Annotated in this window: 26 protein-coding genes; 17 read left to right on the forward strand and 9 right to left on the reverse strand. The window is 74.2% G+C overall.

What is annotated here, in order from left to right; translation table 11 throughout:
• A partial coding sequence (locus tag VG276_27310) for an XdhC family protein (GenBank protein ID HEV8652997.1) occupies positions 1 to 948 on the forward strand: 948 nt, incomplete at its 5' end.
• A 179-nt stretch (positions 949 to 1127) separates the two neighbouring features.
• A complete protein-coding gene (gene msrB / locus VG276_27315) occupies positions 1128 to 1547 on the forward strand; it encodes a peptide-methionine (R)-S-oxide reductase MsrB (GenBank protein ID HEV8652998.1) in 420 nt (139 codons plus the stop codon).
• On the opposite strand, the gene pepN is transcribed toward msrB, so the two are convergent.
• Complete coding sequence (gene pepN, locus VG276_27320) at positions 1493 to 4225, reverse strand: aminopeptidase N (GenBank protein HEV8652999.1); 2733 nt, start codon at positions 4223 to 4225, stop codon at positions 1493 to 1495. The two genes, msrB and pepN, sit on opposite strands and share 55 nt — an antisense overlap.
• 378 nt (positions 4226 to 4603) lie before the next feature.
• Here pepN and VG276_27325 point away from each other — a divergent pair, with 378 nt between their 5' ends.
• The 7 genes from VG276_27325 to VG276_27355 all read left to right on the forward strand — a co-directional run bounded on the left by VG276_27325 (position 4604) and on the right by VG276_27355 (position 10964).
• Positions 4604 to 5560, forward strand: coding sequence for a hypothetical protein (locus VG276_27325; protein HEV8653000.1), 957 nt, complete (start codon positions 4604 to 4606; stop codon positions 5558 to 5560).
• A gap of 166 nt (positions 5561 to 5726) precedes the next feature.
• On the forward strand, positions 5727 to 7157 hold the full coding sequence (locus VG276_27330) for a hypothetical protein (GenBank protein ID HEV8653001.1): 1431 nt from the start codon (positions 5727 to 5729) through the stop codon (positions 7155 to 7157).
• An 85-nt stretch (positions 7158 to 7242) separates the two neighbouring features.
• On the forward strand, positions 7243 to 7611 hold the full coding sequence (locus tag VG276_27335; GenBank protein HEV8653002.1) for a hotdog domain-containing protein: 369 nt from the start codon (positions 7243 to 7245) through the stop codon (positions 7609 to 7611).
• On the forward strand, positions 7611 to 7931 hold the full coding sequence (locus VG276_27340) for an EthD family reductase (protein HEV8653003.1): 321 nt from the start codon (positions 7611 to 7613) through the stop codon (positions 7929 to 7931). Before VG276_27335 ends, VG276_27340 begins: the two co-directional genes overlap by 1 nt.
• Entirely contained in the window at positions 7928 to 8731 is an 804-nt protein-coding gene (locus VG276_27345; protein ID HEV8653004.1) for an enoyl-CoA hydratase-related protein, read from the forward strand. Before VG276_27340 ends, VG276_27345 begins: the two co-directional genes overlap by 4 nt.
• Positions 8732 to 8760: 29 nt before the next feature.
• The gene (locus VG276_27350; GenBank protein ID HEV8653005.1) at positions 8761 to 10317 is read left to right on the forward strand and encodes an aldehyde dehydrogenase family protein; all 1557 of its coding nucleotides are present in this window, start codon (positions 8761 to 8763) and stop codon (positions 10315 to 10317) included.
• Between the two features lie 14 nt (positions 10318 to 10331).
• A complete protein-coding gene (locus tag VG276_27355; GenBank protein ID HEV8653006.1) occupies positions 10332 to 10964 on the forward strand; it encodes a response regulator transcription factor in 633 nt (210 codons plus the stop codon).
• 122 nt (positions 10965 to 11086) lie between these two features.
• On the opposite strand, the gene VG276_27360 is transcribed toward VG276_27355, so the two are convergent.
• Positions 11087 to 13603, reverse strand: a complete 2517-nt coding sequence (locus VG276_27360; protein ID HEV8653007.1) for a CofH family radical SAM protein — start codon at positions 13601 to 13603, stop codon at positions 11087 to 11089.
• 267 nt (positions 13604 to 13870) lie between these two features.
• Between VG276_27360 and VG276_27365 the strand changes: the two genes are divergently transcribed.
• Positions 13871 to 14629 carry a hypothetical protein gene (locus VG276_27365; GenBank protein HEV8653008.1) on the forward strand — a complete coding sequence of 253 codons (759 nt, stop codon included), beginning with the start codon at positions 13871 to 13873 and terminating at the stop codon, positions 14627 to 14629.
• 116 nt (positions 14630 to 14745) lie between these two features.
• On the opposite strand, the gene VG276_27370 is transcribed toward VG276_27365, so the two are convergent.
• Complete coding sequence (locus VG276_27370; protein ID HEV8653009.1) at positions 14746 to 15261, reverse strand: DUF2231 domain-containing protein; 516 nt, start codon at positions 15259 to 15261, stop codon at positions 14746 to 14748.
• A gap of 199 nt (positions 15262 to 15460) precedes the next feature.
• A complete protein-coding gene (locus tag VG276_27375) occupies positions 15461 to 15928 on the reverse strand; it encodes an SRPBCC family protein (protein HEV8653010.1) in 468 nt (155 codons plus the stop codon).
• 189 nt (positions 15929 to 16117) lie between these two features.
• Here VG276_27375 and VG276_27380 point away from each other — a divergent pair, with 189 nt between their 5' ends.
• Complete coding sequence (locus tag VG276_27380; protein HEV8653011.1) at positions 16118 to 16291, forward strand: hypothetical protein; 174 nt, start codon at positions 16118 to 16120, stop codon at positions 16289 to 16291.
• A 39-nt stretch (positions 16292 to 16330) separates the two neighbouring features.
• Positions 16331 to 17191 carry a dihydropteroate synthase gene (gene folP / locus VG276_27385; protein HEV8653012.1) on the forward strand — a complete coding sequence of 287 codons (861 nt, stop codon included), beginning with the start codon at positions 16331 to 16333 and terminating at the stop codon, positions 17189 to 17191.
• A 269-nt stretch (positions 17192 to 17460) separates the two neighbouring features.
• Here folP and VG276_27390 read toward each other — a convergent pair whose 3' ends face one another.
• Positions 17461 to 17889: a CoA-binding protein gene (locus tag VG276_27390; GenBank protein HEV8653013.1), complete on the reverse strand. Its 429-nt coding sequence runs from the start codon at positions 17887 to 17889 to the stop codon at positions 17461 to 17463.
• A gap of 86 nt (positions 17890 to 17975) precedes the next feature.
• Between VG276_27390 and VG276_27395 the strand changes: the two genes are divergently transcribed.
• The 3 genes from VG276_27395 (at position 17976) to VG276_27405 (ending at position 20255) form a co-directional block, all read left to right on the forward strand.
• Entirely contained in the window at positions 17976 to 19163 is a 1188-nt protein-coding gene (locus VG276_27395; GenBank protein HEV8653014.1) for a M20 family metallopeptidase, read from the forward strand.
• 144 nt (positions 19164 to 19307) lie between these two features.
• Positions 19308 to 19634 (forward strand): (2Fe-2S) ferredoxin domain-containing protein, encoded by a 327-nt coding sequence (locus VG276_27400; GenBank protein ID HEV8653015.1) that lies wholly within the window; start codon positions 19308 to 19310, stop codon positions 19632 to 19634.
• 132 nt (positions 19635 to 19766) lie between these two features.
• Entirely contained in the window at positions 19767 to 20255 is a 489-nt protein-coding gene (locus tag VG276_27405) for a hypothetical protein (GenBank protein HEV8653016.1), read from the forward strand.
• Between the two features lie 83 nt (positions 20256 to 20338).
• Here VG276_27405 and VG276_27410 read toward each other — a convergent pair whose 3' ends face one another.
• The gene (locus VG276_27410) at positions 20339 to 20824 is read right to left on the reverse strand and encodes a hypothetical protein (protein ID HEV8653017.1); all 486 of its coding nucleotides are present in this window, start codon (positions 20822 to 20824) and stop codon (positions 20339 to 20341) included.
• 155 nt (positions 20825 to 20979) lie between these two features.
• Between VG276_27410 and VG276_27415 the strand changes: the two genes are divergently transcribed.
• Positions 20980 to 22122 (forward strand): Coenzyme F420 hydrogenase/dehydrogenase, beta subunit C-terminal domain, encoded by a 1143-nt coding sequence (locus tag VG276_27415; protein ID HEV8653018.1) that lies wholly within the window; start codon positions 20980 to 20982, stop codon positions 22120 to 22122.
• A gap of 68 nt (positions 22123 to 22190) precedes the next feature.
• On the opposite strand, the gene fdxA is transcribed toward VG276_27415, so the two are convergent.
• From fdxA to VG276_27430, 3 genes are read right to left on the reverse strand one after another with little or no spacing between them, the layout of a single operon-like run.
• Positions 22191 to 22508 (reverse strand): ferredoxin, encoded by a 318-nt coding sequence (gene fdxA / locus VG276_27420; protein ID HEV8653019.1) that lies wholly within the window; start codon positions 22506 to 22508, stop codon positions 22191 to 22193.
• 31 nt (positions 22509 to 22539) lie between these two features.
• Positions 22540 to 23493, reverse strand: a complete 954-nt coding sequence (locus VG276_27425) for a DMT family transporter (GenBank protein ID HEV8653020.1) — start codon at positions 23491 to 23493, stop codon at positions 22540 to 22542.
• 43 nt (positions 23494 to 23536) lie between these two features.
• Positions 23537 to 25135 (reverse strand): M2 family metallopeptidase, encoded by a 1599-nt coding sequence (locus tag VG276_27430; GenBank protein ID HEV8653021.1) that lies wholly within the window; start codon positions 25133 to 25135, stop codon positions 23537 to 23539.
• A 76-nt stretch (positions 25136 to 25211) separates the two neighbouring features.
• Here VG276_27430 and VG276_27435 point away from each other — a divergent pair.
• On the forward strand, positions 25212 to 25408 hold a 197-nt coding region (locus tag VG276_27435), incomplete at its 3' end, for a hypothetical protein (GenBank protein HEV8653022.1).

The raw sequence follows: 25408 nt of genomic DNA on the forward strand, positions 1-25408 counted from the left end.
CCACGGCCCCCCAAGAGCGCCTGTGCCATGGCCCGGGTTGACGCTGGGGGGCCGGCGCGGCCGTACGCGCTGGCGACCGTGGTCCGGGTGGACCCGCCGGTGTCGTCCCAGGTCGGCGACAAGGCGGTGGTGACCGCCGACGGGATCCTCGAAGGCTGGGTCGGCGGCGCCTGCTCGGAGCCGATCGTGATCCGGGAGGCACTGGCCGCCCTGGCCGAGCGCCGCCCGCGCCTGGTCCGCATCACCTCGGCCGAGATGGCAGCGGCCGAGCAGCCCCCATCGGGGACCGCGCCGGCCGGGGTGGTGTCGGTGACCAGCACCTGCCCGTCCGGCGGCGGTCTGGAGGTGTTCGTGGAGCCGGTCGGGACCGCCCCGCGCATGCTGGTGGTGGGCGCCAGCCCGGTCGCGAGCACCCTGGCCAGGCTGGCCGAGGCACTGGGGCACGAGGTCGTCGCCCTGGGTGGCGGCGACCTCGACCAGGTCGGGGCCGGCGCGGCCGGCCCCGACGACGCAGTGGTGGTCGCGACCATGGGCCACTACGACGAGGAGGCCCTGGCCGCCGCGCTCCGCACCCAGGCCGGCTACGTGGGGATGGTCGGCAGCCGCAGGCGAGCCGCTGCCGTGTTCGACGCGCTCCGCGGGCAGGGCGTGACCGACGCCGGCCCCGACCGGGTCCACAGCCCGGCAGGGCTCGACCTGGGCCCCTCGACCCAGGAGGAGATCGCGGTCGCGATCCTTGCCGAGGTGGTGGCCGAGCGGCACGCCCGCGCGGCGGCCCCGGTGGCGCCGGCCGGCCAGGCGACCGACCCGGTCTGCGGCATGACCGTGGCCCTGGCCGGCGCCCGCCTGACCGCCGAGCACGCCGGCCGCGTCTGGTACTTCTGCGGCGAGCACTGCCAGCTCGCGTTCCGGCGCGACCCGGCCCGCTACGCCGGCCCGGCCGCCTGAGCCTGCCCGGCCGCCTGAGCCGGCCCAGCCGCCTGAGCCTGCCCACAACGCAGACCGCCTCCGTACACTTGCGGTGACGGCGGGCGCACAGCCGCCCGCCCTCGACGGACTCCTCTTGGACGCGGCGATGAGCGACACCGACTCCCCTTGTAGGCAGGCATGAGCGATTGGAGGCAGGCATGAGCGAGACCGACAGGACCGAGGTCACCAAGACCGACCGGGAGTGGCGCGAGCAGCTCACCCCCGAGCAGTACGAGGTGCTGCGGCGCAAGGGCACCGAGCCGCCGTTCACCGGCAGGTACGTCTACTCCAAGGCGGACGGGACCTACCGCTGCGCCGCCTGCGGCGCCGCCCTGTTCAGCTCCGCCACCAAGTTCGACTCGGGTACCGGCTGGCCGAGCTTCACCGAGCCCGCCACCGCCGACGCCGTGGAGCTCCGCCCCGACAACAGCCTGTTCATGCGCCGCACCGAGGTCGTCTGCCGCCGCTGCGGCGGTCACCTCGGCCACGTCTTCGACGACGGCCCCGCTCCCACCGGCCAGCGCTACTGCATCAACTCGCTCTCCCTCGACCTCGACGAGGCCAACCCGGAGTCGTAGCTGGCCTCCCCGCTCTGGACGTATCTGGCCTCCCCGCTCTGGACGTATTTCGGGTGCGCGCGGTCCCTCGCCCGGGCCCGGAGGGCCCGCTGCATGCGGTCCTTGCCCTCGACCAGCCGGCGGCGGAGCGGCCCGGCGTCCGGGTGCGCGTCGAGCCAGGCGTCGGTCATGGCCACGACCTCCTCGCCCACGACCATGCGGGGGTAGAAGGCGCGGGCGAAGGCGAGCAGGGACTCGAGGTCGCGGGTCTCGCGGAGGGGGTCGAGGGCGGCGAAGAACCGGGGGGCGTAGGGTTCGAGCAGGTCGCGCTGCCCGGCCTGCTGGAAGCCGCTGGCAACGGCGGAGAGCAGCGGCCGGGCAGGGGCGTCCGAGCCGGTGACCGCCTCCCACGCCTTCGCCTTGGCCTCCGGGAGCGGGCGGGCGGCCAGGGCGGCCAGGGCGAGCCGCCGGCCGGCGTCGGTGGGGTCGCGGCGCAGCTCCTCCGGGATCAGCTCGTCGACCAGGCCAGCGCCCCCGGCCGCCAGCGACCGGACGATCGTCCAGCGGAGGTCGGTGTCGACCGCAAGACCGTCGAAGCCGGCGCTGCCGTCAAGCAGGCCGCGAAGCAGGGCCTGTTCCTCGGCGGTCCCGGCCGTGACGACGAACGCCTTCGCCCATGCGAGCTGGCGGCTGCTGCCCGGCTCGGCCCGCTCGAGCACGTCACGGGCCAGGGACGCCAGGCCGGCCCGGCCGACCTGGCGCGCGTCCGGGTCGCTGTAGAGGTCGAGGGCGTGGCCGAGCCGGTCGAGGACGTCGGTGAGCACGCCGACGTCGTCCTCGTTCCCGGCGTTGCGGAGCACCATGTCCAGGTAGTCCCCCGTGGCCAGCTCCGCGTCGCGCACCATGTCCCAGCACACGCTCCAGCCGACCGCTCTGGCCAGAGGGTCACGCAGGTCGCCGACGGCCCCGGTCAGGACGGCCAGCGACCGCGGGTCGAGGCGGACCTTGGTGTAGGCGAGGTCGGCGTCGTTCAGCAGCGCGAGGTCGGGCGCGGGCTCCCCGGCCAGCTCGGGCACTGCCGCCACCGGGCCGGTGACGTCCAGCTCGAGCCGCTTGCGCAGCGCGAGCCCGGCCCCGTCGCGGTCGTAGAGCCCGACCGTGACCCGGTGGGGCCGGAGCACCGGCTGGCCTTCCGGCGCCGTCTGGGTGATCGTGAACGAGCCGACCGTCTCGTCCAGGCCGGACCCGGCCGTCACCAGGGACACGCCCAGGGTGTTCACCCCGGCGGTCTCGAGCCAGTCGCGCGACCAGGAGCGCAGGTCGCGCCCTGACGCCTCCTCGAGCGCGGCCAGGAAGTCGCCGAGGTCGGTGCTGCCAAACTCGTGCCTGCGGAAGTAGGCGCGCACGCCCTTGAGGAACGCCTCCTCGCCCACCCACGCCACGAGCTGGCGCAGGACCGCGGCGCCCTTGGCGTAGGTGATCCCGTCGAAGTTGGTGAGGACGGTGTCGGTGTCTGGCACCTCGGTCGCGATCGGGTGGGTCGACGGGAGCTGGTCCTGCTCGTAGGCCCAGGTCTTCTCGGTCTGGGCGAAGGTGACCCAGGCGCCCGTGAAGCGGGTGGCGGCCACCTGGGCGAGCACGGAGATGAAGGAGGCGAAGCTCTCGTTCAGCCACAGGTCGTCCCACCAGCGCATGGTCACCAGGTTGCCGAACCACATGTGGGCCAGTTCGTGGAGGATGACGTTGGCCCGGACCTCCCGGGTCGCCTCGGTCACCTTGGAGCGGAACAGGAACTCCTCGCCGAACGTGACGCAGCCCGCCTGCTCCATGGCCCCGCCGTTGAACTCGGGGGCGAGCACCTGGTCGTACTTGGCGCCGAACGGGTAGGGGTAGTCGAAGGCCCGTTCGAAGAAGTCGAAGCCCTGCTTGGTGACCTCGAAGAACTCCTCGGGGTCGAGGTGGCGGGCGAGCGACCGCCGGCACCAGAGCCCGAGGTCGACCTCGCCGTGCCGCTCCCGGACGACGTGCCACGGCCCGGCCACCACGGCCGTGATGTAGGTGGGCAGCGGCGGCGTCGGCGCGAACGACCAGCGGACGGGGCCGTCCAACAGGCGCGGCTCGCCCGCGAGCGCGGCGTTGGAGACGACCTGCCAGCCCGCCGGGGCGAGCACCGACAGCGCGAACACACCCTTCAGGTCGGGCTGGTCGAAGCAGGGGAAGATGCGATGCGCATACGGCTCGAAGTGGTTGTACACGTAGACGCAGCCGTCCACGGGGTCCTCGAAGCGGTGCAGCCCCACGCCGGTGCGGCCGTACGACGGGGTGGCGGCCACACGGACCTCGTTCTCGGCGGCCAGGCCGTCAAGCCGGATCCGGTCGCCGTCGAACGCCGACAGCGGCACCTGGCGGCCGTTGTGCTCGATGGCCTCGACGGACCGGGCCGCCAGGTCCAGGAAGGTCGAAGCGCCCGGCGCGGCGCAGCCGAAGCGGATGATGGTGACGCTGCGGTAGAGCTCCGGGTCGTCGCCGGCGAGGTCGAGCTCGACGTCGTAGCGGATGTCGGAGACCAGCCTGGCCCGGGCCGCTGCCTCGGCGCGCGTCAAGTTGTTGCCGTGCCCCATCCGCAGCTCCTGTCGTTGTCGCAGCTCGTGGCCGAGGCCGCAGCGGAGCAGGCAGAGGTTGCCCTCACTGCTCGTCACGCAGCGCTCAGGCCGTTGACTGGCAAAGGTGACTAGTTGGTTCTAGCCAGCCTGGCTTTGCATTGTACGAGATGGTGCCGTTGGCGCCGGGACCGTTGAGGGAACATGCAACGGTCCAGCCGGGTCCGGCCGCGGTCGACCGGGCACGCTGACCCAGCTGACCTCGGGGACCGCATGCGGCGCGCCGGTGCCGAACGCCACCACCTGGACCCCGCCGGCTGCGAGCCGCTGGCAGGAGAGACCAACGAAGGCGAAGTAGGCAGATGGCCCGGCGAGGTCCACAAGCGGCGAACCCACTGTTTCCCGGCAACGCCCGAGTCGCCACAATATGGGCACGGAGGTTCAGGCAGCCGGCCTCCCCCCACCGAAAGAGCGCACATGCCCACGCACCCCGTACTCGCCGCGGACCAGGGCGACCAGGTGGTCGAAGCATTCCGCTCCCTCCCCTGGGACCTGATCCTGGTCGCCTTCCTCGCACTGGTCCTCGGCGCCATCGCGGTCGGCATGGCGGTCGAGTCGGCGCGCAAGCGCCGCGCGCGCGGCCTGGACGACTTCCGTGAGGTCCGCGCGCTCTCCCAGCAGGACATCGACGCCCTCGGCAGGGACCTGACCAGCCTCACCACCACCATGCAGGCGATCGAGGACGAGAGCGACGCGGCCGTGCGCGACTACGCCGCCGCCCACGAGTGGTACGAGCAGGCCGTCGAGCGGTTCGAGCGGGCGACCAGGCCCGAGGACCTGGCCGGGGTCAGCTCCGCGCTCGAGGCGGGCCGGTTCCACATGACCTCCGCCCGCTCGGTCGTCGAGGGCGGGGAACGGCTGCGGCGGCTGCCCCCGTGCTTCTTCGACACCAGGCATGGCCCGTCGGTCAACGACGTCGGCTGGATGCCGCCCCGCGGCAGCGCCCGCCCCGTGCCCGCCTGCGAGCGCTGCATGCGCCTGATCGAGGAGCAGGCCCAACCGCCGGTGCGGCTGGTCAGGGCCGGCGGCGCCGTGGTCCCCTTCTACGACGCGCCCCCTCACTTCGAGTCCTGGTTCGGCGGCTACTTCGGCGGCACCGCCCAGTCCCTGGTCCAGGGGTTCGCACTCGGCCGGGCCCTCGACGACGGCTTCGCGGGCGGCCTGAACACCTTCGGCGGGGGCCACGGCTACATGCCACCCGCCTACGCCGACAGCAGCGACATCACCACCTTCGGCCGCCAGGGGTACATGCCGCCCTCCTACGCCGACAGCGGCATCGCCGACCCGGACGACCGCGTCCTCGGCAGCCAGAGGATCGACGAGGGCAACCTGGTCCAGGGCGACTTCGGCCCGGAGTCGCGCGACACGCCCTGACCGGCCGCCGGCGGCGCTTGCGCCGGCAAGGCGCCGGCGGCGGCGCGGCGTGGACGGGCGCCGGCGCTTGCGACCACCGTCGCCCAGCACCCGTCCCGGGCAACCGCCGTATGCTCCGGCCCGCGAAGGCGGACAATGGCGGGGAGCACCGAGACCAGGAGCCATCATGAACACGAACGTCCCGTCCACACCGCGCCACCGCCGGCGCCTGCTGGCCACGCTGGTTGCCGCCTTGGCCCTGGCGGTCCTGGGAGCCGGCCCGGCCGCCGCCGGCCAGTACGTCGACCAGGCGGTGGCCGCCCTCAAGCGCGACAACGTCTACGTCGCCCCCGGCGCGGAGTCCACCGTCAGCCCGGGCGCGGCCGACACGCTGCGCGACCAGATCCGCGAGACCAGGCGGCCCATCCTCGTCGTCGTGCTGCCCAAGGCGGCGCTCGCCGAGGGTGCCCCCAGCCAGCTCCTCACGGACATCGTCAACGGGGTGCGCAGGACCGGCGTGTACGCGCTGCTGGTCGGCGACCGCAACAGCTACGCCTTCCGCGCCGGGGCGACGACCAGGGCCGGGTACCGGACCGGGGTGATCCCCGGCCTGGCCGACGCCGCGTTCCAGGGGCATCAGGGCGACCCCGAGGCCACGCTGAGCAGCTTCGTCGAGAGGGTGGCCACGGCCCCGCAGGGCAGCCCCTCAGGGGGGTCCCAGGGCGGCGATCCCGCGACCGCCGAGCAGGGCGGGTCGGGCGTCGGCGCCGGCGTGGCGGTGCTGCTCGGCATCATCGGAATCGGAGCGCTCGGAGGTGGACTCATGTTCTTCCGGTCAAGGCGGCGCAAGCGCGAGGAGCAGCGGCGCCAGCTCGAGCAGGTGAAGGCGGCGGCCAACGACGACCTGATCGCCCTCTCCAACGACCTGCAGGCCATCGACCTCGACGTCAAGATGCCCGGGGCCAGCCCCGAGGCCCAGCAGCACTACGCGACCGCGGTGGCCAGCTACGAGCGGGCCGCCAACGCCCTGGACCGGGCTGCCAGGCCCGAGGACCTCTCAGCGGTCAGCGCCGCCCTCGAGGAGGGCAGGTACTCGGTGGCGGCGGCCAAGGCGCTGCTGGAGGGCAGGCAGCTGCCCGAGCGCCGGCCCCCGTGCTTCTTCGACCCCCGCCACGGGCCGTCGGTCCGCGACGTGGCCTGGACCCCGCCGGGCGGCGCGACCCGGGAGGTGCCGGCCTGCGCCGCCGACGCCCAGCGGGTCGAGAGCGGCCTCGAGCCCCAGACCCGCCAGGTGCTGGTCGGTGACCGGCAGGAGCCGTTCTACAACGCGCCCGGCTACTACGCTCCCTGGTACGGCGGGTACTACGGCGGCTTCGGGGGCGGCGGCCTGCTCACCGGCGTGCTGCTGGGCACGGCGCTCAGCGGCGGCTTCGGCGGCTGGGGCGGCGGCGGGTACGCGGCCGGCTACGACGCCGGCTTCGACCAGGGCCAGGACGCCGGGGGCGGCGACTTCGGCGGCGACGGCGGCGACGGCGGCTGGGGCGACTTCGGCGGGGGCGGCGACTTCGGGGGCGGCGACTTCGGCGGGGGTGACTTCGGCGGCGGCGGCGACTTCTGATGCACGCCCACCGGCTGTCGCAAGCCGCCCGGCCGGTGGCTTGCGACCGGTAGCCCCGCACGCGTCCGCCTCGCACCGGGTCACGGTGACCGAGGCGGACCGCGCCGCATTCGCCGACGGCGTCGTCCACGACGTCTACGGCACCGCCTCCATGGTCCGGGACATGGAGTACGCCGCCCGGCTCGTGCTCCTCCCCCATCTCGAGCCCGGTGAGGAGGGGGTCGGCGCCGAGGTCTGGTGCCGCCATCTCGCTCCCGTCCCGGTCGGCGCCACCGTCGACCTCACCGCCACCGCCACCGGCCAGAGCGGGCGCCGCCTGGTCTGCCGGGTCGAGGTGCGGGGTGCGGACGGCGAGCTGGTCGGGCAGGGTACCGTGACACAGGTGATCATCGACCCCGCCCGCTTCGGGGACCGCCCGGCGGAGGCGGGGTCGCCGGACAAGGGAGTTCGCTGATGGTCAAGCTCGTCGCCATGTTCACCAAGCCCGAGGACCCGGCCGCCTTCGACGAGGCCTACTTCGGCACCCACCTGGAGCTGAACGCGAGGACGCCGGGGCTGCGGCGGACCGAGGTGACCAGGGTGACGGGGGCACCGCGGGGCGAGACCCCGTGGTATCTGGTGACCGAGATGTACTACGACGACGAGGCGTCGATGCGGTCGGCGTTCGCCAGCCCCGAGGCCGCCGAGGCGGCCAAGCAGCTCATGTCGTTCGCCAAGGGCCTGGTGACGATGTACACCGCCGAGGTCGTGGACGAGACCGGGGAGCCGGCATGAGCGGCACGGCCGGCTCGGGGCTCGGGGTCCGGCGCGAGGCGGACGCGGTCTGGCTCACCCTGGACCGGCCCGCCGCGCTCAACGCGCTCGCTGCGCCGACCAAGGAGGCGCTGGTCGTGGCGTTGCGGGAGGCGGCAGACGACCCGTCGGTGCGCGCGGTGGCGCTGACCGGGTCGGGCCGGGCGTTCTGCGTCGGCGAGGACCTGCGCGGGCTGGAGGCGGCGTACCGGGACGGACGCGCGCCGGAGCTGGGCGACACCCTGGACCGCCACTACGGGCCGGCCGCCCACCTGCTGTCGGAGATGCCAAAGCCGACCGTGGCGGTGGTGAACGGGGTCGCGGCGGGGGCCGGCGCGTCGCTGGCGTTCGCCTGCGACCTGCGGGTGGCGAGCTCGGCGGCCAGCTTCAAGCTGGCCTTCGGCGGGGTGGGCCTGGTGCCCGACGCCGGCGCCACCTACCACCTGCCACAGCTGGTGGGCCTGGCCAAGGCCATGGAGCTGTCGATCCTCGGCGACACCGTCAAGGCCGACGAGGCGCTGCGGATCGGGCTGGTGAGCCGGGTGTTCCCGGCTGAGGACTTCGCGCAGCGGGCCGCCGAGCTGGTGGCGGCCCTGGCCGCCGGGCCGACGCTCGCCTGGGCCCGCACCAAGGCGCTGCTGCGCGCCGGCCTCCATGCCGGCCTGGCCGAGGCGCTCGCCGCGGAGGCGCGCGAGCAGATGGCCTCGGGCCAGACCAAGGACCACCTGGAGGGGGTGGCGGCCTTCCTGGAGAAGCGCCAACCCCGGTTCCAGGGCGCGTAGTAGAGGCGCGTAGAGGAGGGAGCACCACGATGGCATCCGACTTCCAGCTGCTCGTCGACGGCCGGCTCGAGGAGGCGGCGAGCGGGGAGACCTTCGAGACGGTCAACCCCTCGACCGGCAGGCCGCACGCCACCGTCGCCCGGGCCGGGGCGCAGGACGCCGAGCGCGCGGTCGCCGCGGCCCGGGCCGCGTTCGAGGACGGCCGCTGGTCGGGCCTGCGCCCCGAGAAGCGCGCCGCCGTGCTCGGCGCCGTCGCCGCCAAGCTGAAGGAGCACGCCGACCGGCTGGTCGAGCTGGAGGTGCGCGACTCGGGCGGGACGATCCGCAAGACCAGGGCGGCCGACGTGAACGGGGCGATGTTCACGTTCCGCACCTACGCCGACTTCGCCACCCGGATCCCCACCGAGCAGCCGCTGCCGTTCACGGTGGCGCCCGGGCCGAGCCACAACTACCTGCGCCGGGAGCCGGTCGGGGTGTGCGCCGGGATCGTGCCGTGGAACTTCCCGATCCAGAACGCCGCGTGGAAGATCGCGCCCGCCCTGGCAGCGGGCAACACCATCGTGCTCAAGCCAGCCGAGCAGACGCCGTGCACCGCGGTGGAGCTGGGCAGGCTGTGCGCCGAGGCCGGCGTGCCCGACGGCGTGGTGAACGTCCTGCCCGGCTTCGGGCCGGAGGCCGGAGAGCCGTTGGTGACCTCGCCCGGGGTGGACCAGGTCTCGTTCACCGGCTCGACCGAGGTGGGCCGCCGGGTGCAGGCACTGTCGGCCGGGACCATCAAGAAGGTGCTGCTCGAGCTGGGCGGTAAGTCGGCCAACGTCGTGCTCGAGGACGCCGACCTCGACCTCGCGGTCGACGGCGCGGTGTATGCGATCTTCTTCCACCAGGGGCAGGTCTGCACCGCCGGGAGCCGCCTGCTCGTCGCCCGCCCGATCTACGACGAGGTGGTCGCGCGGGTGGTCGAGACCGCCGAGCGGATCAAGGTGGGACCGGCGGCGGACAAGGCGTCGGACATGGGGCCGCTGATCTCCGAGGAGCAGCTCGAACGGGTCGAGGGGTACGTCCGCGTCGGGCAGGAGGAGGGCGCGAAGCTCGCCACCGGCGGGCGGCGGGTCACGGTGCCCGGCCACGAGGGTGGGTACTACTTCGCCCCCACGGTGTTCACCGACGTCGACCCGTCGTCGCGCATCGCCCAGGAGGAGATCTTCGGGCCGGTGCTCTCGGTCATCCCGTTCGACGGCGACGACCAGGCGGTCGCGATCGCCAACGACTCGGCCTACGGGCTCGCCGGGGCGGTGTGGAGCCGCGACCCCGGCCGTGCCCTGAAGATCGCCGAGCGGCTGCGGACCGGGACAGTCTGGGTGAACGACTACCACCTGCTGAACCCCAGGTACCCGTTCGGCGGGTACAAGCAGTCGGGCGTCGGCCGGGAGCTGGGCGAGCAGGGCTACCTCGAGTACACCCAGACCAAGCACGTCCACGTCGACATCACGCAGCAGCGGTCGAAGCACCGCTGGTTCGACGTGACCGTCCCCCGCCGTCCGGCCCCTCCGTCGCCGCCCGCGCAGGGGGCCACCCCGGGCGCCTGAGCCGTGAGATGTCCGTGACGCCACCCATCAGAGTCGCCGTCGTCGACGACCACCCGGTCGTCAGGGAGGGGCTGGTCACCATCCTGGTCCGGTCGGCCTCGTGCGAGGTGGTGGCCGAGGCGAGCAGCGGCGCCGAGGCCTTGGAGCGGTTCCCCGCGGCCGAGCCGGACGTCGTCCTGGTCGACCTCAAGCTCCCCGACTCGACCGGAATGGCGCTGATCGACAGGCTCTGCCGGCTGCTCCCGGACGCCAAGCTGGTCGTGATCACCGCGTACGAAGAGGCCGGCCTGGTGCGGGAGGCGCTGCGGCTCGGGGCGCGCGGCTACCTGCTCAAGGACAGCTCGGCCGAGGCGCTGGTGGCCGCGGTGCGGAGCGTGTCGATGGGCCAGCGGGTGGTCGACCCCGCCCTGGCCGGCCGGGTCGTGGAGCTGGAGGCCGTGCCCGGCTCCCTGACCGGCCGCCAGCGCGAGGTCCTGCGGCTCCTGGCCGAGGGTCGCACCAACCGGGAGATCGCCCGCATCCTCGAGGTCTCTGACGACACCGTCAAGTTCCACCTGAAGAACCTGTTCGAACGCCTCGGGGTGGACAACCGCACCGAGGCGGTGGTGATGGCCAGCCGCCTGGGCCACCTGCGGCTCGAGCCCTGAAGGGCCCCGGCTCGGACGGGTGGGCAGCCTCAAGCTCGTTTGGCCGCCTGCGGCTCGAGCCCTGAGGCCCCGACCACCACAGCGAGACAGCACATGAGCGACGCTTGTCTGGTGTATCCGGGTCAGCCCTGCTGCTCAGGCTCGAAGACCTGCCTGATCGCGTAGAGCGTGGTGCGCTCGGCCGGGACCCGGCCGACGGAACGGATCAGCTCGTGGAGCCGCGCCGGGCGTACCTCCCTGCCGCGGCCGGCCCCGGCCGCCCCCGCAACACGCTCCTGCATCAGCACGCCACCCAGGTCGTTGGCGCCCGCCCTGAGGATCTCGGCGCAGCCGTCGAGCCCGTGCTGGACCCGGGAGACCTGGATGTTGTCGATCCAGCCGCGCAGTGCCAGCCGCGCCACCGCGTGCATCTTTACGATCTCCTCCCAGGTCGGCCCTTGCCGGGCCTGCCCCTTGCGGACCTTGGGCCCCTGCAGCTGCACGAAGGGGAGCGGGACGAACTCGGTGATACCCCCGGTCCGGGCCTGCAGCTCGCGCAGGACGACCAGGTGGCGAGCCCAGCTCTCCGGCCCCTCCAGCCTGCCGAACATGATCGTGCTGGTCGTGGGCAGGCCCTGCCGGTGCGCCTCGGCCACCAGCTCCACCCACTGCCGCGTGGTGAGCTCGTCCGGGCAGAGGTGGCGGCGGACGCGGTCGTCGAGGACCTCCTCGGCCGTGCCGAGCAGGCTGCCCAGGCCGGCCCGCTTGAGCAGCGCGAGCTGCTCCGGCAGCGTCCGCTCGGCAGTGGCCGCGCCTTGGTGGACCGCGAAGGGGGAGAAGGCGTGGAGGTGCGGCTCGGGCACGGCGGCCTTGACCGCCGAGCACAGCTCGACGTGGCAGTCGCCGGTGCAGCCCGGACCGATGCCGCCGTGCATGCGCACCTCGGTGGCGCCCCTGGTCACGACCTCGCGCGCCCGCTCGACCAGCTCGCCGAGGGTCGCCGGACGGGGCCAGCCGCGCGGGTCCTCCGGCTGGCCGCCGTCGCCGGCGGCGCGCCGCCGGCAACCGGAGCCGCAGACGTCGGTGTAGCTCACCTCGCCGTTGACCACGTAGGTGACCAGGTCCCCGTTGACCTCGCAGCGCACGGCGTCGGCGAGCCGGGCCAGGGCCTGCGTCTCCTCCCCGCGGGCCCGGAACAGCAGCTCAACCTCGGCCTCGTCGAGCGTCTGGCCGTCCTCGGCCCGGCCCAGCACGGCCCGGACGTCAGCCCGAATGGGGGCTGGCGCGAACGAAACGGGCGCGAACGGAACAGGCGCCGGACGGCGGCCGGACGGCCACCATCCGTCCTGGCGAGCCAGCCCCTCGCCGTCGGAGGCGGCGAGCACGTGTCGCAGCACGCCCGGGTGGAGCCAGCGGAGCGCGCGGTCGTAGTCGCGGACGTACTCCGGGTACACGCACAAGCGCGCGACCAGCTGGCAGCCGGCGGCCCTGGTCGCTGCTTCGAGCCGGCCGAGCAGCGTCCACGGCCCGGCCGGGCTCGACTGTTCCTCGACGGCGGCCGGCGGGACGGCGCCCCAGTCGTTGACGCCGGCCCGCAGGAGCAGGCCGGCATCGGCCGCACCGAGGTCCGGGCCCGCCTGGACGTTGGCCTGCGGCCCGGCCGCCAGCCGCACGACCGCGGCCGCCCGGAGCAGCTCCTCGATGCCGGGCTCGCACGCGGCCACGGTCCGGGTGCCCGGCCCGGCCCGGCGGCGCTGCACGACGAGCGCCTGGACGTGCTCCTGCTGGACCAGCTCGGCCAGCACCGCGATCATCTGCGCCCGCTCGTCGAGGGTGTCGCCGGCATCGAGCAGCAGGCCGGTCGTGAACGGGACACGGAGCTCGCCGGCAAGCTGGATGGTGGCGAGCGCGCCGGCCAGGCATCGGCGCCGCGGTCGTCCATCCTGTCGTCCATCCTGTCGTCCATCCTGTCGTCCATCCTCGGCCGTCAGGAAGCTGGGAGCCCGCGCGCCGTGGGTGCTCGACCGAGGCGCCAGGCGCGCCTCGGGACGCTCGTCCACGCCCCACCGGCGTGCCTCCCCCTGATCGGGCAGGCGGTCACAGGTGCGGACCCGCCCCAGCAGCAGGCCCTGGCTGGCGCTCACGGTCCGCAGCAGGGCGAGCTCGTCCCGGCCGAGCGCACCCGTGTGAGCGTGCGGGAGCAGTCCGGTCTCGGCCAGCACCCGGCCGGCCACGTTGGCGAGGTACTCCTCGGTGGTGCCGGAGCCGAGGTCGAGAAGCTCGTCGCGGGCCACGGGGCAGCGCCGCTCGGGCTGGTCGCCCAGGGTGAGAAGCGCCTCCCGGCAGCCCACCGCCGCGGCCTGGCGGGCCTGGTGGAGCACCTGCGCCACAGGCATGTAGGCCGGGGCGCCATGCTGCCGAGGGGGCACGAAGGTGCAGTGCTCGCAGCTGTGGCGGCCCTGGGCGGTCAGCGGGAAGGATGCCGTGGGCGAGTAGGCCACCCGCCCGCCGTGGCCCTCCTCGCGCAGCGCGGTGGCCGCCTCGAGCAGCGGCTCCAGCGGCTGCCCGGGCGCGAGCAGCCGGCCGATCGCCTCGGGGTCCCGGGTACGGGCGACCCGGACGGAATCGGCGGCCGTGAGCACGCTGAGGATCTCGGCCATACCGTCTCCCGAAAAGGCCGTGCCCGAGAAGCCCCAGGCCGGCTCTGAAGCCGCCAAAGCGACAGGAGTCTAGGACCGGTCGTGTGGTGCAACCATTCCCCATAGGGGTAGGGATCCCTACTCGATCGGGCGGGGGACGCCTTCGGGCGGCGGACCGGCACACGCCGCGCGCCGGGCCGGCGGACGGGGCCTGCCTGGTCGGCTCCGGTAGCCTCGCGCCGACGACCCGGGCGGGCAGGAGGACCCGGGCAGGCAGGAGGAGCGCCAGTGACCCACGACGAGAAGCTCGAGCTTGCCCGGGAGCTGAGCCGCCGACTGCTGGCCCGGCACGGCGAGGACGCGATCGTGGCCATCGGCCTCCACGGCCCGCTGGCCCGCGGCGACGACACCGGCGACGCCGGCCTGGACCTCGCGGTGATCACCGCCGGCCCGGAGGTCGCGGTCCCCGAGCGGTCCCTCCAGCACCGGGGTATCGTGGTCGACCTCGGCGCCATCTGGGCCGACGCCTACCTCGAGGAGGCCGGCCACATCGGGCCGACCTGGCCGCTGGCCGCCGACCAGTACGTCCACCACCTGGCCCTCCACGACCCGGGCGGGTTCTTCCACAAGCTCAGGCACGTGCACCAGACGGCGCTGGACGGCGCTGCCGACGAGGTCTTCGCCGCCGCCGCCGGCTACGACCTGGTGCAGCTCCTCTCCTGGGAGGCCAGGGCGCGCTCGGCCGAGCTGCACGGCGACGTGCCCGGCGCCCTGCTGGCCGTGAAGGAGGCGGCCGTGCTCTGCGCCCTGGTCGTGGGGCTGGCCACCCGCACGTCGTACCGCGACGCCGCCAACGCGATCCGCTCGGCGGCGCTGGCGGAGGCCGCGCCGGCCGGGTTCGCCGACCCCTACCGGCGCCTGCTCTCCCCCGCCACCGACCCGGCCAGCGCGGTCATCGCCCTGGGGCGGGCGGCGGCGGCACTGACCGCCTTCGCCCGCCGGGAAGGCATCCCGTTCGAGGCCGAGGACCTCGACACCTTCCTTTAGGGAGACCGGCTGGGAGACCCGCTGGGAGACCCGCTGGGGAGACCCGCACCGAGGTCAGCGACCAAGGCCTTCCCATCAGGTTACGGACAGGACTTCGGAGCTGCTGCTCAGGCCAGTCAGGGGCGGGCCGGATGGTCCCGCTCCCGGTCCGGGTCCCGCGCGGCGTCGCCGTCGGGGGTGGCCGGGACCGCCTCGACCCGGCGGCCGTGCCGGTAGACAAGGTCGCCGCCGAGCAGGCCGCCGAAGGCGAGCAACCCGGCCCCGGCCAGGCTGAGGACGACCAGACCGGCCGGCGTCGCGGTCACGTCGAGGTCGCGGGCGCGCAGCAGCGCCCCGCCGAGGAACCCCACGCTCGCCACCAGCATCGTGGTCATGTGGGTGGTCGCGAGCCTCCAGGTCCGGGTGCCGCTCTCGACCAGTAGGAAGTCGGCGAACCCGGTGACCGCGGCGGGCAGCGAGACGGCCAGCCCCGCGACGATCAGCGCGAACGCACCCCGCACCCACGGGTTGCCGTCCGCGGCCAGGTACGAGAGGCCGTCGAAGAGCAGGCTGGCCGGGTAGAGGGCGAGCGGGAAGTGCACCAGCATCGGGTGGAGCGGGCGCCCCTTGCCGCCCCGCAGCAGGTTCGCCATCCCAGCCTCCGGTTGTCCGCGCCGACGCTGCGTGCCGCCAGGCCGTCACTCCGCTCCCGAGCCTCGGACCCCTTGTTCCTCCGGGGCCACCGCGCCACGGGCACCACGGTCCGGTCAGGTCGGAGGCATGCTACCGGACACGTCCCGTCCCACCGGGCGGGGCAGCCCGGCCCGGCCGCGCAGCTTGTCGGCCAGCATGCTACCGGACGCGCCCCGTCCCACCGGGGCGGGGGCGGGGGCGGGACTCGACCTGGCGGGCGAGCTTGCGCAGGCTTCTGCGGAGCATGAGGGTGAACGCGGGCCGGATCACCGCGAAGCCGAGCCGGCCCACGGCCCCGAGCGGCAGATCGAGGTCCTCGGCCCAGGCGAACCAGGCGCCACCCGGCGCCGGCTCGACGGTGAGCGTGCCCGTGCCGCGGACCACCCGGCCGAGGTGGCGGACGTCGACCCGGTGGGGCGGCTCCCAGCGGGTGACCTCCATGGGGTCGGCGAAGCTGACCCCGGCCAGCCTGGTGACCGCGGTCAGCCGCTCCCCGACCCGGTGCCCGCCCGGCTCCACGGTCACGGTCGTGAACGCGACCCACTCCGACTGGGCCTCCCAGTCCGACACCGCCTCGAAGACCGCCGCTGGCGGGGCGGCGATCGCGACGCGCTCCTCGAGATGCATGGCAGGCACTCCGTCGGGCTCGTGGCCGCCGGCCGGCGGCACGCTCGCGCCGATTCTCCCACCGGCGTGCCAGCCCGCCCCCCAACCCTGTCCGGCATGCCGCTATGCTTCTCGTGTCATCAAGGGCCGGACCAGGCAAGTCCGTGACCTCTGGGTACGGAGCCCCGGGGGATGCCGGAGGGCCAGGGAATGGACAGAGACGACAACGGCATCCCCGACTACATGGAGGACGAGCGCTACGCCGACGAGCGCTACGAGCGGCCCCGCCACCCGGGCGGCTTCGCCGGCTGCGGCACCGTCCTGCCGCTGCTGCTCGGCGCGGCCGCCCTGGCCGCGGCGGCGTACCGCCGGTCGCAGCGGTAGGTCCCGGGCCTCGGGCGCCGTCGCGCTACGATCGGTGCCATGCTGCGCACGATCGGCCGCCGCACCTTCGACTTCGACAACGAGGTCGCGGTCATGGCGATCATCAACCGCACCCCTGACTCCTTCTACGACCGGGGTGCGACCTGGGCGCTTTCCGCGGCCGTCCACGCGGCCGACCAGGCCCTTGCTGAAGGGGCGGACTGGCTCGACGTCGGCGGCGTCAAGGCCGGGCCTGGCGACGAGGTGACCGAGGCCGAGGAGCTCGACCGGGTCCTGCCCACCGTGGAGGCCCTGCGTGCACGGACCGACGCGGTCGTCTCGGTGGACACGTTCCGGGCCCGGGTCGCCCGGCGGGTGCTTGCCGCCGGCGCCGACGTGATCAACGACCCCTCCGGCCTGCGCGACCCCGAGGTGGCCGACGCGGTGGCCGAGGCCGGCGCGGCGCTGGTGGTGATGCACACCGGCGGCCCGCCGCGCACCCGTCCCCACCGGCCGGCCTACGCGGACGTCGTCGCCGAGGTGGCCGCGTTCCTGGCCAGCCGGGCCGCCGTCGCCCGGCACCGGGGTGTGCCCGGCGACCGGCTGATCGTCGACCCGGGCCACGACTTCCACAAGAACACCTTCCACTCCCTCGAGCTGACCCGACGGCTCGGCGAGCTGCGCGACCTCGGCTACCCGCTGATGGTGGCCCTGTCCAACAAGGACTTCATCGGCGAGACCCTGGACGTGCCCCTGGACGAGCGGCTGGAGGGGAGCCTGGCAGCGGCCGTGGCGTGCGTGCTCAACGGCGCCAGCGTCGTGCGTGTCCACGAGGTGCGCCCGACCGTCCGCGCCGTGCGCATGACCGAGGCGATCCTCGGCCGGCGCCGCCCGGCCGCCACCCGGCGCGGCCTCGCCTGAGGTTAGGGCCTGCGGGCCAAGAACCTGGTCGTTCCAGCGCCGGCACACCGAGGCAAGCAGGACTCGGGTAAGCGGGGCTCGGTCTGGCCAGGTCACTGGGCGGCGAGCCCTTACGGGCAAGACTTCTACGGGCAAGGCTTCTGAGCCCTGCCTAAGCAGGTCACCAGCAGTTTTGCCCGTACCCGGGCCGGCGACCAGGGCCTTCCCGTCAAGCTACGGACAGGACTGCTGAGCCCTGCCTAGCGGGGCGCGCCACGATGGGCTCGGGGCTACCTGGAGCGGGCGCCGAGCAGCAGCGCGTGCTCGACCTTCAGGCAGCTGTCCTCGACGTACTGCAGGCCGCCCTCCTCGGCGATGGCCCTGGCCTCGGGGTTGGCGATGCCGAGCTGCAGCCAGAGCGCGCGGGCACCGACGGCCACCGCGGCCCGAGCCACCTCGGGGGTATCCGGAGCCCGGCGGAACACGTCGACGATGTCGATCGGCTCCGGCACCTGGTCGAGGGAGGCCACCACCGGGACGCCGAAGATGTCGCCGCCGGCCGCGGCCGGCCGCACCCCGTACAGCTTGTAGCCCTGGTGGTGGAGGTACCACGCGACCTGGTTGGAGGGCCGGTCCGGGTTGGGCGACAGCCCGACCACCGCGATCACCCGGGCAGTCTGCAGCAGCTCGCGCACGCCGTTCGATCCATCCTCGGCCACACCCACCTCCTCGTCGGTGTTGCCCCATGCTACCCAGACGCTCGCCTCGTACACTGCGGTCCACGGGGCACGGGAAGGAGGGGGCGATGCCCGACGAGCTGGCCGTGCTCGACCAGGCGCTGGACGCCGACGAGCTGCTGGTCTGCGCGCGCAGCCTGGTCCGGGCGGCGAGCGAGAACCCGCCCGGCGACGAGCGGGCCGTGGCCGAGGCCGTCCGCCCCTGGCTCGACGACCTGGGCTGCCGCGTCCAGGCGGTCGAGCCCGCCCCCGGCCGCGTCAGCCTCGTCGGCGTCTGCGACTCGCTGCGGCCAGGGCCCGTCCTGGCCGTGAACGGCCACCTCGACGTCGTGCCGGCCGGCCCGGCCGACCAGTGGGAGCACCCCCCCTACCAGGCGGTCGTGGCCGACGGCGTGCTGCACGGTCGCGGGTCGCTGGACATGAAGGGACCGATCGCGGCCACCCTGTGCGCCGCACGGATGCTGCTCGACAGCGGCCTGCCCTGGACCGGGCGGCTGGTGTTCCAGCTCGTGGCCGACGAGGAGGTCATCGGCGCCAACGGCACCCGCGCACTGCTCGCCGCCGGCCTGCTCGCCGCCGACGGCGCCCTGGTCGCCGAGCCGACCGGCATGCGGCTGGCAACGGCCGAGCGGGGCGCGTCCTGGTACGTGCTGCGGACCCTCGGCCGGGCCGCGCACAGCTCCCGCCCGGCCGAGGGAGTCAGCGCGATCGCCGCGATGGCCCGGCTGGTCCCCGCCGTCCTCGGCCAGACCTGGGAGCGGACCCACCCGCTGCTCGGCGGCCCCACGGTCAGCATCGGCACCATCCGCGGCGGCGACAAGGTCAACATCGTGCCCGCCTGGTGCGAGATCGAGGTCGACCGGCGCACCATCCCGGGCGAGACCGCTGAGCAGGTCGCCGCCGAGTTCCAGGCCCTGTTCGACCGCCAGGCGGCCGAGGACCCGAGCTTCCGGGCCGAGCTCGCCGCGCAGAGCTTCAGCCCCGCCAGCGAGGTGGACCTGGGCGCCCGGGTGGTCCAGGCGGCCGTCGCCGCCCTCGCCGGCGCCGGCCTCTCCCCCGAGCCCGTCGGCTTCAGCGCCGCGACCGACGCACGCATCCTCAACCTGCAGGCGGGCGTGCCCGCAGTCGTCCTCGGCCCGGGCGACCTGACCCTGGCCCACTCGACCGCCGAGCGCATCCCAGTCGTCGACCTGCTCACCGCCGCCCGCACCTACGCGCGGCTGTACGCCACGTTCCTCTGCCCCGAGGTCGGATGACGCCGTGGCCTTCTCGAGCACCCGCCCACCACGGCCACTGACGCGGCTGACGGGCACGCCAGCCGCCGGCCCGGCACACTGTCGGCTCAGTCCGGGAGGAACTCCAAGGCACCCGGCTGCGAGGCCGGTCAGGAAAGGTGACTCATGGGTCAGCCGGAACGGTACGTCTTCGTCTGTCTCAACCAGCGGCCGGCCGGGCATCCGAAGGGGTCGTGCCTGGACCGGGGAGCGGCGGCGGTGTTCGAGGCGCTCCGGGAGGAGCAGGGCCGCCGGCTGGACAAGAGCGTCAAGGTGGTGGCGACCGGGTGCATGGAGGCCTGCCTGGCCGGTCCGGCGATCCTGGTCGTGCCCGACAACGTCTGGTACGGCGGGGTGACCCAGGCCGACGTGCCCACGCTGTTCGACCAGCACCTGGAGGCCGGGGTGCCGGTGGAGATGCTGCGGATCGGCCCGGAGGACTTCTGCGCCTGACCGGGCGACGGCGCCCTCCGGCGACGTCACCGAGTTCTTTACCCAATCCGAACAATGGGCGGCGGCTGGCGCGAACGCGGCGGAGCGAAGCTGCCGGGGCAAGCGGAGGCGACCATCGACGAGGTGCACGGGATGCGACGACTCGGTAGGCAGATGGGATGGCTGGGCTGGGTGGTGGCCGGGGTGCTGGCCATCTCGGCCGGTGGGATGGCCCTGGCCGCGACTGGCCAGGCGACCTCCACCACGTCGACAGTGACCGGGCCGGCCAAGAAGGACGGGGCCGGGCTGGCCGGCCACTGGGGCGGGCGGCTGGGCCGCCGCGCGCTGCACGGCGAGGTCACCTTGCAGACCAGGGACGGGGTGAAGACCGTCGTGTTCGCGCGCGGGAAGGTCACCGCCGTGTCCGACTCCAGCATCACGATCACCAGCAGCGACAACGTGGCCACCACGTTCGCCCTGAACGCCGACACCAGCTTCGGCACCCGCCGCCACCAGCAGGCCAAGAGCGACGTGAAGGTCGGCGTGGAGGCGGCCGTGGGGGGCCTGAAGTCCGGCAGCGGCGCCACCGCCAGCCGGGTGGTGGTCCGGACCGGCGCCAAGGCCGACCCGAAGGGGCCGTAGCAGCACCGCATCAACGGGACCCGTAGCAGCACCGCATCAACGTCGGTCAGCCCCGGGCGGCGCCCGGGGCTGACCGACGTGGGTCACCGACCCACGAGCGTGCTCAGGATGCCGATGAGCGCGAACACGAGGAAGCAGGCGAGCGCGAACCAGACCGCGCGCAGGGCGTGGTGCAGGACCGGTACCGAGCGGATGGCCAGGAGCCGGCGGCCGCAGTCGCACAGCCCCTCCTCGTAGGCGACCTGGTGGCCCTCGGTGCAGGCGTACCTGGGCCGGGCCTGCACGTCGTAGCCGCAACCGGCGCAGTGGAGGGCGGGCGCGGCGTTCTCGGTCCCGCAGCGCGGGCAGGCCCGGCTGGACGCCACCTCCCAGGCGAGCACGCCGGCGGTGAGCGCGGCCAGGCCGCCGAACATGGCGAAGGTCACGAGCCCGGACAGCAGGGTGTCGTGCAGGGCCATGGTAAAGGCCATGCTGCCGAGGGCCGAGACGGCCAGGGCGACCCCGACCGCGATCAGGGTGACGCGGGTGGCCATGGGCCGGTGGCTGGCGCTTGGTCGGAACGGGTTCATCGGGCTCCGTGGGGGGTCCGCGACGTCCGGGCGGAGGGGGTCGTCCCCGCTCTGGCCTGGGATCGTCCCTGCTCTCGTCTGATGGTGAAGCAACCCGCCAGATTCCGCACCATTGGTAGCCTGTACTGCAAGGATGCTCCCGAGACGGAGGCACGATGGGCCCGGCTGACAAGACCCAGTGGCGTGAGCTCTACCACGAGGTGGTGGAGACGAACCTTTGCACCGGCTGCGCCGCCTGTGTGATGGCCTGCCCGCGGGACGTCCTCGACTACGACCACTCCGAGACCTACCACCCGTTCAACGTCGAGCTGTCGACCCCGGTGGACGACTGCGTGCACGGCCAGCGGGGCTGTGACATCTGCACCCGGGCCTGCCCGCGCTTCCGGGCCTGGGAGCTGGAATCCGACCAGGCCCTGTTCGGCCGGGCCAGGGAGGCGAACGAGATCGCCGGGGTGCAGCGCGGGGTCTGGCTGGTCCGGGCCGCCGAGCCGGGGGTGCTCGAGGCGGGCCAGGACGGCGGGCTGGTGTCGGCCCTGCTCATCTGGGGGCTCGAGACCGGCCGGATCGAGGGGGCGCTCACCTCCCGGCTGTCGACCGCCCGGCTGTGGGACTGCGAGCCGTTCCTGGCCACGAACAGGGACGAGGTGCTCGAGGCGGCCGGCTCCCGCTACACCTACGCGGCCAACCCGCTTGCCATGAAGGAGGCGGAGCGGCGCGGGCTGAAGCGGCTCGCGCTGGTCGGCATGAGCTGCCAGGCCTCGGTCAACGGGACGCTGGCCGCCCGCCGGGTGAACAAGTACGCCCGCCGCATCGAGCTGGTGATCGGCCTGCTCTGCTCGAAGTCGTTCGAATACGAGGGCATGAAGCGGATCCTCGTCGAGGACTACGGCATCCCGCTCGAGGACGTCGCCAAGGTCAACATCAAGGGCAAGTTCCAGGTCTGGCGGCGCTCGACCGGCGAGCGGGTCGACATCCCGCTCAAGAAGATGCAGGAGGCGACCAGGGAGGGCTGCAAGCTCTGCCCGGACTTCGCCGCCGAGCACGCCGACATCTCCACCGGCGGGCTGGGGCAGACCGACGGCTGGACGCTGACGGTGGTGCGGACCCAGCGGGGCGAGGACTGGCTCGAGGCCGCCCGTGAGGCGGGCGTGATCACGGTCCGGCCCGGCGCCGAGGACCCGGCCGCAGTGGCCCTGATCGCCAAGCTGGCCGCGCGGTCGCGGGCGCGCTGGCCCTCGGAGCTGGCCGGGACCGACGCCGGCACGCCCGGGCTGCTCCCGATCGTGCAGAGGACCTGACGCGTGTCTGAGGGATGTCGCCGGAAGGCCGTCTCGTCTCCGCCACGGTCGGCCGTGCGTCGTACCGGCTACTCGGCCGGCTGGTAGTTCGCGACGAACTCGGTGTCGCGGGCCTGGGGTCCCACCTTGGCCGCGCCGCCGGGCGAGCCGAGCTCCTCGAAGAAGGCGGCGTTGGTGGCGGTGAACTCCTTCCACTGGGCCGGCACGTCGTCCTCGTAGAAGATCGCCTCGACCGGGCAGACGGGCTCGCAGGCGCCGCAGTCCACGCATTCGTCGGGGTGGATGTAGAGCATGCGGTCGCCTTCGTAGATGCAGTCGACCGGGCACTCCTCGATGCAGGACTTGTCCTTCACGTCGATGCAGGGCTCGGTGATGACGTAGGTCATCGGCGGGTAGACCCCCTCCTGGGCACGTCCTTCAGCTTGCTGGATACCACCGGGCTCGCGGCAGCGTCAACGTCGCCAGAGAGCCCCGTCGTGCCGATCCTACCGCCTCCTGGTCGCCGCCGAGCAGCGGCAGCAGCATCGCGCCGGCGACCACCGCCGCGCCGCCGACCACCGTGCCGACGCCGAGCGGGTCGCCGAGCACGACCACCCCGAGGGCGACGGTGCACACCGGCTCGAACGAGGAGACGATGGAGGCCCACGCCGACCCGACCCGGGCGATGCCGCCGATGAACGTGCCGAGGGCCACGGCGGTGCCGAGCACGGCCATGGCGGCCGCCGCCGCGTAGCCGCCAGGCCGGGCGGCGGCCAGGCCCTCCAGCCCGAGGACGCCGCCGGCGGCCAGGAACGAGCAGGCCGCCCCGCAGGCCACGTGCGCGCTGGCCACCAGCGGGTCGACGCCGCGCAGCAGGTACTCCGCGATCAGGATGTAGATGGTGTACCAGCACGCGGCGGCGAGCGCGAGGGCGACCCCGAGCGGGTCGGGCCGCTCCGCCGGCAGGCCGAGGACCAGCACGACGCCGGCCAGGGCGAGCACCACGCCGAGCACGGTGGCCCGGTCGAGCCGGTGGCGTCCCAGGACGACCGCGCCCACCGTGACCAGGGCCGGGTACAGGTACAGCAGCAGCCCGGCCAGGCTGGCCGAGATGCGGGTCAGGGCGGTGAAGAACAGCGTCGACTGGACGGCGTAGCCGACCGCGCCGAGCCCGAGCAGCCGCAGGGCGACCGGCCGGGGCAGGCGCAGGGCCCGCCCGGTCACGGCGGCGAGGGCGACCAGCAGCGGCCCGGCGATGCCGAAGCGCAGCGCCAGCACCTCGACCACGCCGAGCCCGCCGGCGTAGGCCTGCTTGCCGAAGACCGCCAGGCTGCCGAACCCGGCCGCCGACACCAGGCACAGCGCCAGCCCCACCCGCCGGCGCCGACTCACCGGGGACCCCTCCGGCCCCTGGGGTTCCCTGGACCTCTCCGGCTCACGCTTCCAGGCCGGCCAGGAACGCCTCGGGCCCGAGCGGGCGGCCGGTGGCGTGCACCACCAGGTCCCGCCAGGTCCGGGAGGCCCCGGGTGCGAACACCCGCTCGGCCAGGAAGGCGCCGGCGTCGGGCCGGCCGACGAAGCCGCCGACCGCCTCGCGCACGGCCGCGTCGACCTGGAAGGCCATCAGCTCGCCGAGCAGGTAGCTCTGGTAGTAGACGGGGGCGACGGCCAGGTGGATCTTGCTCGCCCAGTCTGGCGTCGTGCGCCCTTCCGGCCGGCGCAGTCCCTGCAGCGACTCGACCAGGTCCCACCAGGTGGCGGCCAGGTCGCAGCCGGGGTCGGCGTACATCGCCTGCTCGAAGCGGACCATGACCAGGCACCAGCGGGCGAACACGAGCTGGCCGGTGCGGAGCACCTCCCGGCTCGGCGCGGCCAGGCCGGCGGCGGTCGCCGGGTCGGCGCCGAGCACCGCGACCAGGAACTCGGGGTCGCGCCGCAGCCGGCCGAGCATGAGCGCGACCGCCTCGGTGGCCAGCGGCTGCGGCGGGCAGCGCAGCACCCACGGCAGCGACCGGTCGACGTGGTCGTCGTAGACGGCGTGACCGACCTCGTGGAGCATGGTGTCCAGCGACTCCTCGCCCGGGGCGACGTTGGCGAGCACGCGGATGTCGCCGGCCCGGTCGATGTCCAGGCAGAAGGCGTGCTGGTCCTTGCCGGGTCGCGGCCGCAGGTCGGCGCGATCCAGCAGGTGGCGGGTCTCCAGGCCCATGCCGTCGTAGGCGGCGACGGTGAGCTCGACGGTGTCCCTGCCGGCGAGCAGCGGCCCCAGGTCGGCCTCGGCGTCGCCGTCGTAGCGCTGGAAGAACAGGTCGCCGTAGTGCCACGGCCGCAGCTCCTCAGCGCCGACGCCGAAGCGGGCCGCCAGGCGCGCGTCGATCGCCGCCTTGGCGGCCAGGGACGGCGCACGGGTGGCCAGCTCCACCTCGTCGAGGATCCCGTCCAGCCACGCCTCGTCGAGGTCGCCGGTGGCAAGCGAGAAGGCGAACCAGTCCCGGAAGCCGCGACCGCGGGCGACCCGGTTGCGCAGCTCGACCAGGGCGAGCACGTCGTCGGCGACGACCTCGCCGACCTGCTTGCCGGCCTCCCACGCCGCCTGCCGCTCGCGCGCGTCGTCGGAGGAGGCGAGCACCCGCTCGATCTCGCTGTTGGCGAGCTCCCTGCCGCCGACGCGGCCGCGGACGGTCGCGAAGGCGGCCTCCACCTTGGCCTGCAGCCGCACCAGCTCGGCTCTGGCGTCCGCGGGAATCTGCCTGGCGAGCAGGTCCAGGCGGGCCTTGCCGAGCGCCCGGCTGGTCAGCGGGTCGCCGTCGCTGTCGCCCGCTCCCCGAACCCCTCCGGCGGCCGCCTCGACCTCGGCGAACAGCTCGGGGTCGGCGAGCACGGCCAGGAGCGCCTCCTCGGCCTGCTGCCTGGCGGCGGATGTCTCGGGCCGGGCGTCGGTGGCCGCCGCCCAGGACGCGAGCTGGAGGGAGCGCTCCAGCGGGGCGAGGCGCTCGGTGAGGCGGTGCAGGACCGCGGCTGGGTCGGTGGGCATGGTGCGGCTCCCGGGCGGGGGTCGGGGGACGCTCCTACTCTAGTGGCGGGCCGCAACCGAGAACCCAGGAGCGAGCGTGCGCTACCGGTACGAGGTCCGCATCGGGCCGGACGACGTCGGCAAGCGCGTGGTAGTGCGCTGGCGGCGCCCGGCGCCGGGCGGGGGCGACGAGGTCGCCGACGTGGTCGGCCCCCTGGAAGCCGCCGACCAGCAGGGATTCGCGGTCCGCAACCGACGCGGCGAGCTGGTCGCGATCCCCCGCGAGCGTGCCCT

The sequence above is a fragment of the Actinomycetes bacterium genome (assembly GCA_036000965.1).
In the GTDB taxonomy this organism is placed as follows: Bacteria; Actinomycetota; CALGFH01; order CALGFH01; family CALGFH01; genus DASYUT01.

Coding starts and splice junctions, on each gene's coding strand:
- msrB (HEV8652998.1), top strand. CDS start 1,128: ATGAGCGAGACCGACAGGACCGAGGTCACCAAGACCGACCGGGAGTGG.
- VG276_27325 (HEV8653000.1), top strand. CDS start 4,604: ATGCCCACGCACCCCGTACTCGCCGCGGACCAGGGCGACCAGGTGGTC.
- VG276_27330 (HEV8653001.1), top strand. CDS start 5,727: ATGAACACGAACGTCCCGTCCACACCGCGCCACCGCCGGCGCCTGCTG.
- VG276_27340 (HEV8653003.1), top strand. CDS start 7,611: ATGGTCAAGCTCGTCGCCATGTTCACCAAGCCCGAGGACCCGGCCGCC.
- VG276_27345 (HEV8653004.1), top strand. CDS start 7,928: ATGAGCGGCACGGCCGGCTCGGGGCTCGGGGTCCGGCGCGAGGCGGAC.
- VG276_27350 (HEV8653005.1), top strand. CDS start 8,761: ATGGCATCCGACTTCCAGCTGCTCGTCGACGGCCGGCTCGAGGAGGCG.
- VG276_27360 (HEV8653007.1), bottom strand. CDS start 13,603: ATGGCCGAGATCCTCAGCGTGCTCACGGCCGCCGATTCCGTCCGGGTC.
- VG276_27370 (HEV8653009.1), bottom strand. CDS start 15,261: ATGGCGAACCTGCTGCGGGGCGGCAAGGGGCGCCCGCTCCACCCGATG.
- VG276_27375 (HEV8653010.1), bottom strand. CDS start 15,928: ATGCATCTCGAGGAGCGCGTCGCGATCGCCGCCCCGCCAGCGGCGGTC.
- VG276_27380 (HEV8653011.1), top strand. CDS start 16,118: ATGGACAGAGACGACAACGGCATCCCCGACTACATGGAGGACGAGCGC.
- folP (HEV8653012.1), top strand. CDS start 16,331: ATGCTGCGCACGATCGGCCGCCGCACCTTCGACTTCGACAACGAGGTC.
- VG276_27395 (HEV8653014.1), top strand. CDS start 17,976: ATGCCCGACGAGCTGGCCGTGCTCGACCAGGCGCTGGACGCCGACGAG.
- VG276_27400 (HEV8653015.1), top strand. CDS start 19,308: ATGGGTCAGCCGGAACGGTACGTCTTCGTCTGTCTCAACCAGCGGCCG.
- VG276_27405 (HEV8653016.1), top strand. CDS start 19,767: ATGCGACGACTCGGTAGGCAGATGGGATGGCTGGGCTGGGTGGTGGCC.
- VG276_27410 (HEV8653017.1), bottom strand. CDS start 20,824: ATGAACCCGTTCCGACCAAGCGCCAGCCACCGGCCCATGGCCACCCGC.
- VG276_27415 (HEV8653018.1), top strand. CDS start 20,980: ATGGGCCCGGCTGACAAGACCCAGTGGCGTGAGCTCTACCACGAGGTG.
- fdxA (HEV8653019.1), bottom strand. CDS start 22,508: ATGACCTACGTCATCACCGAGCCCTGCATCGACGTGAAGGACAAGTCC.
- VG276_27430 (HEV8653021.1), bottom strand. CDS start 25,135: ATGCCCACCGACCCAGCCGCGGTCCTGCACCGCCTCACCGAGCGCCTC.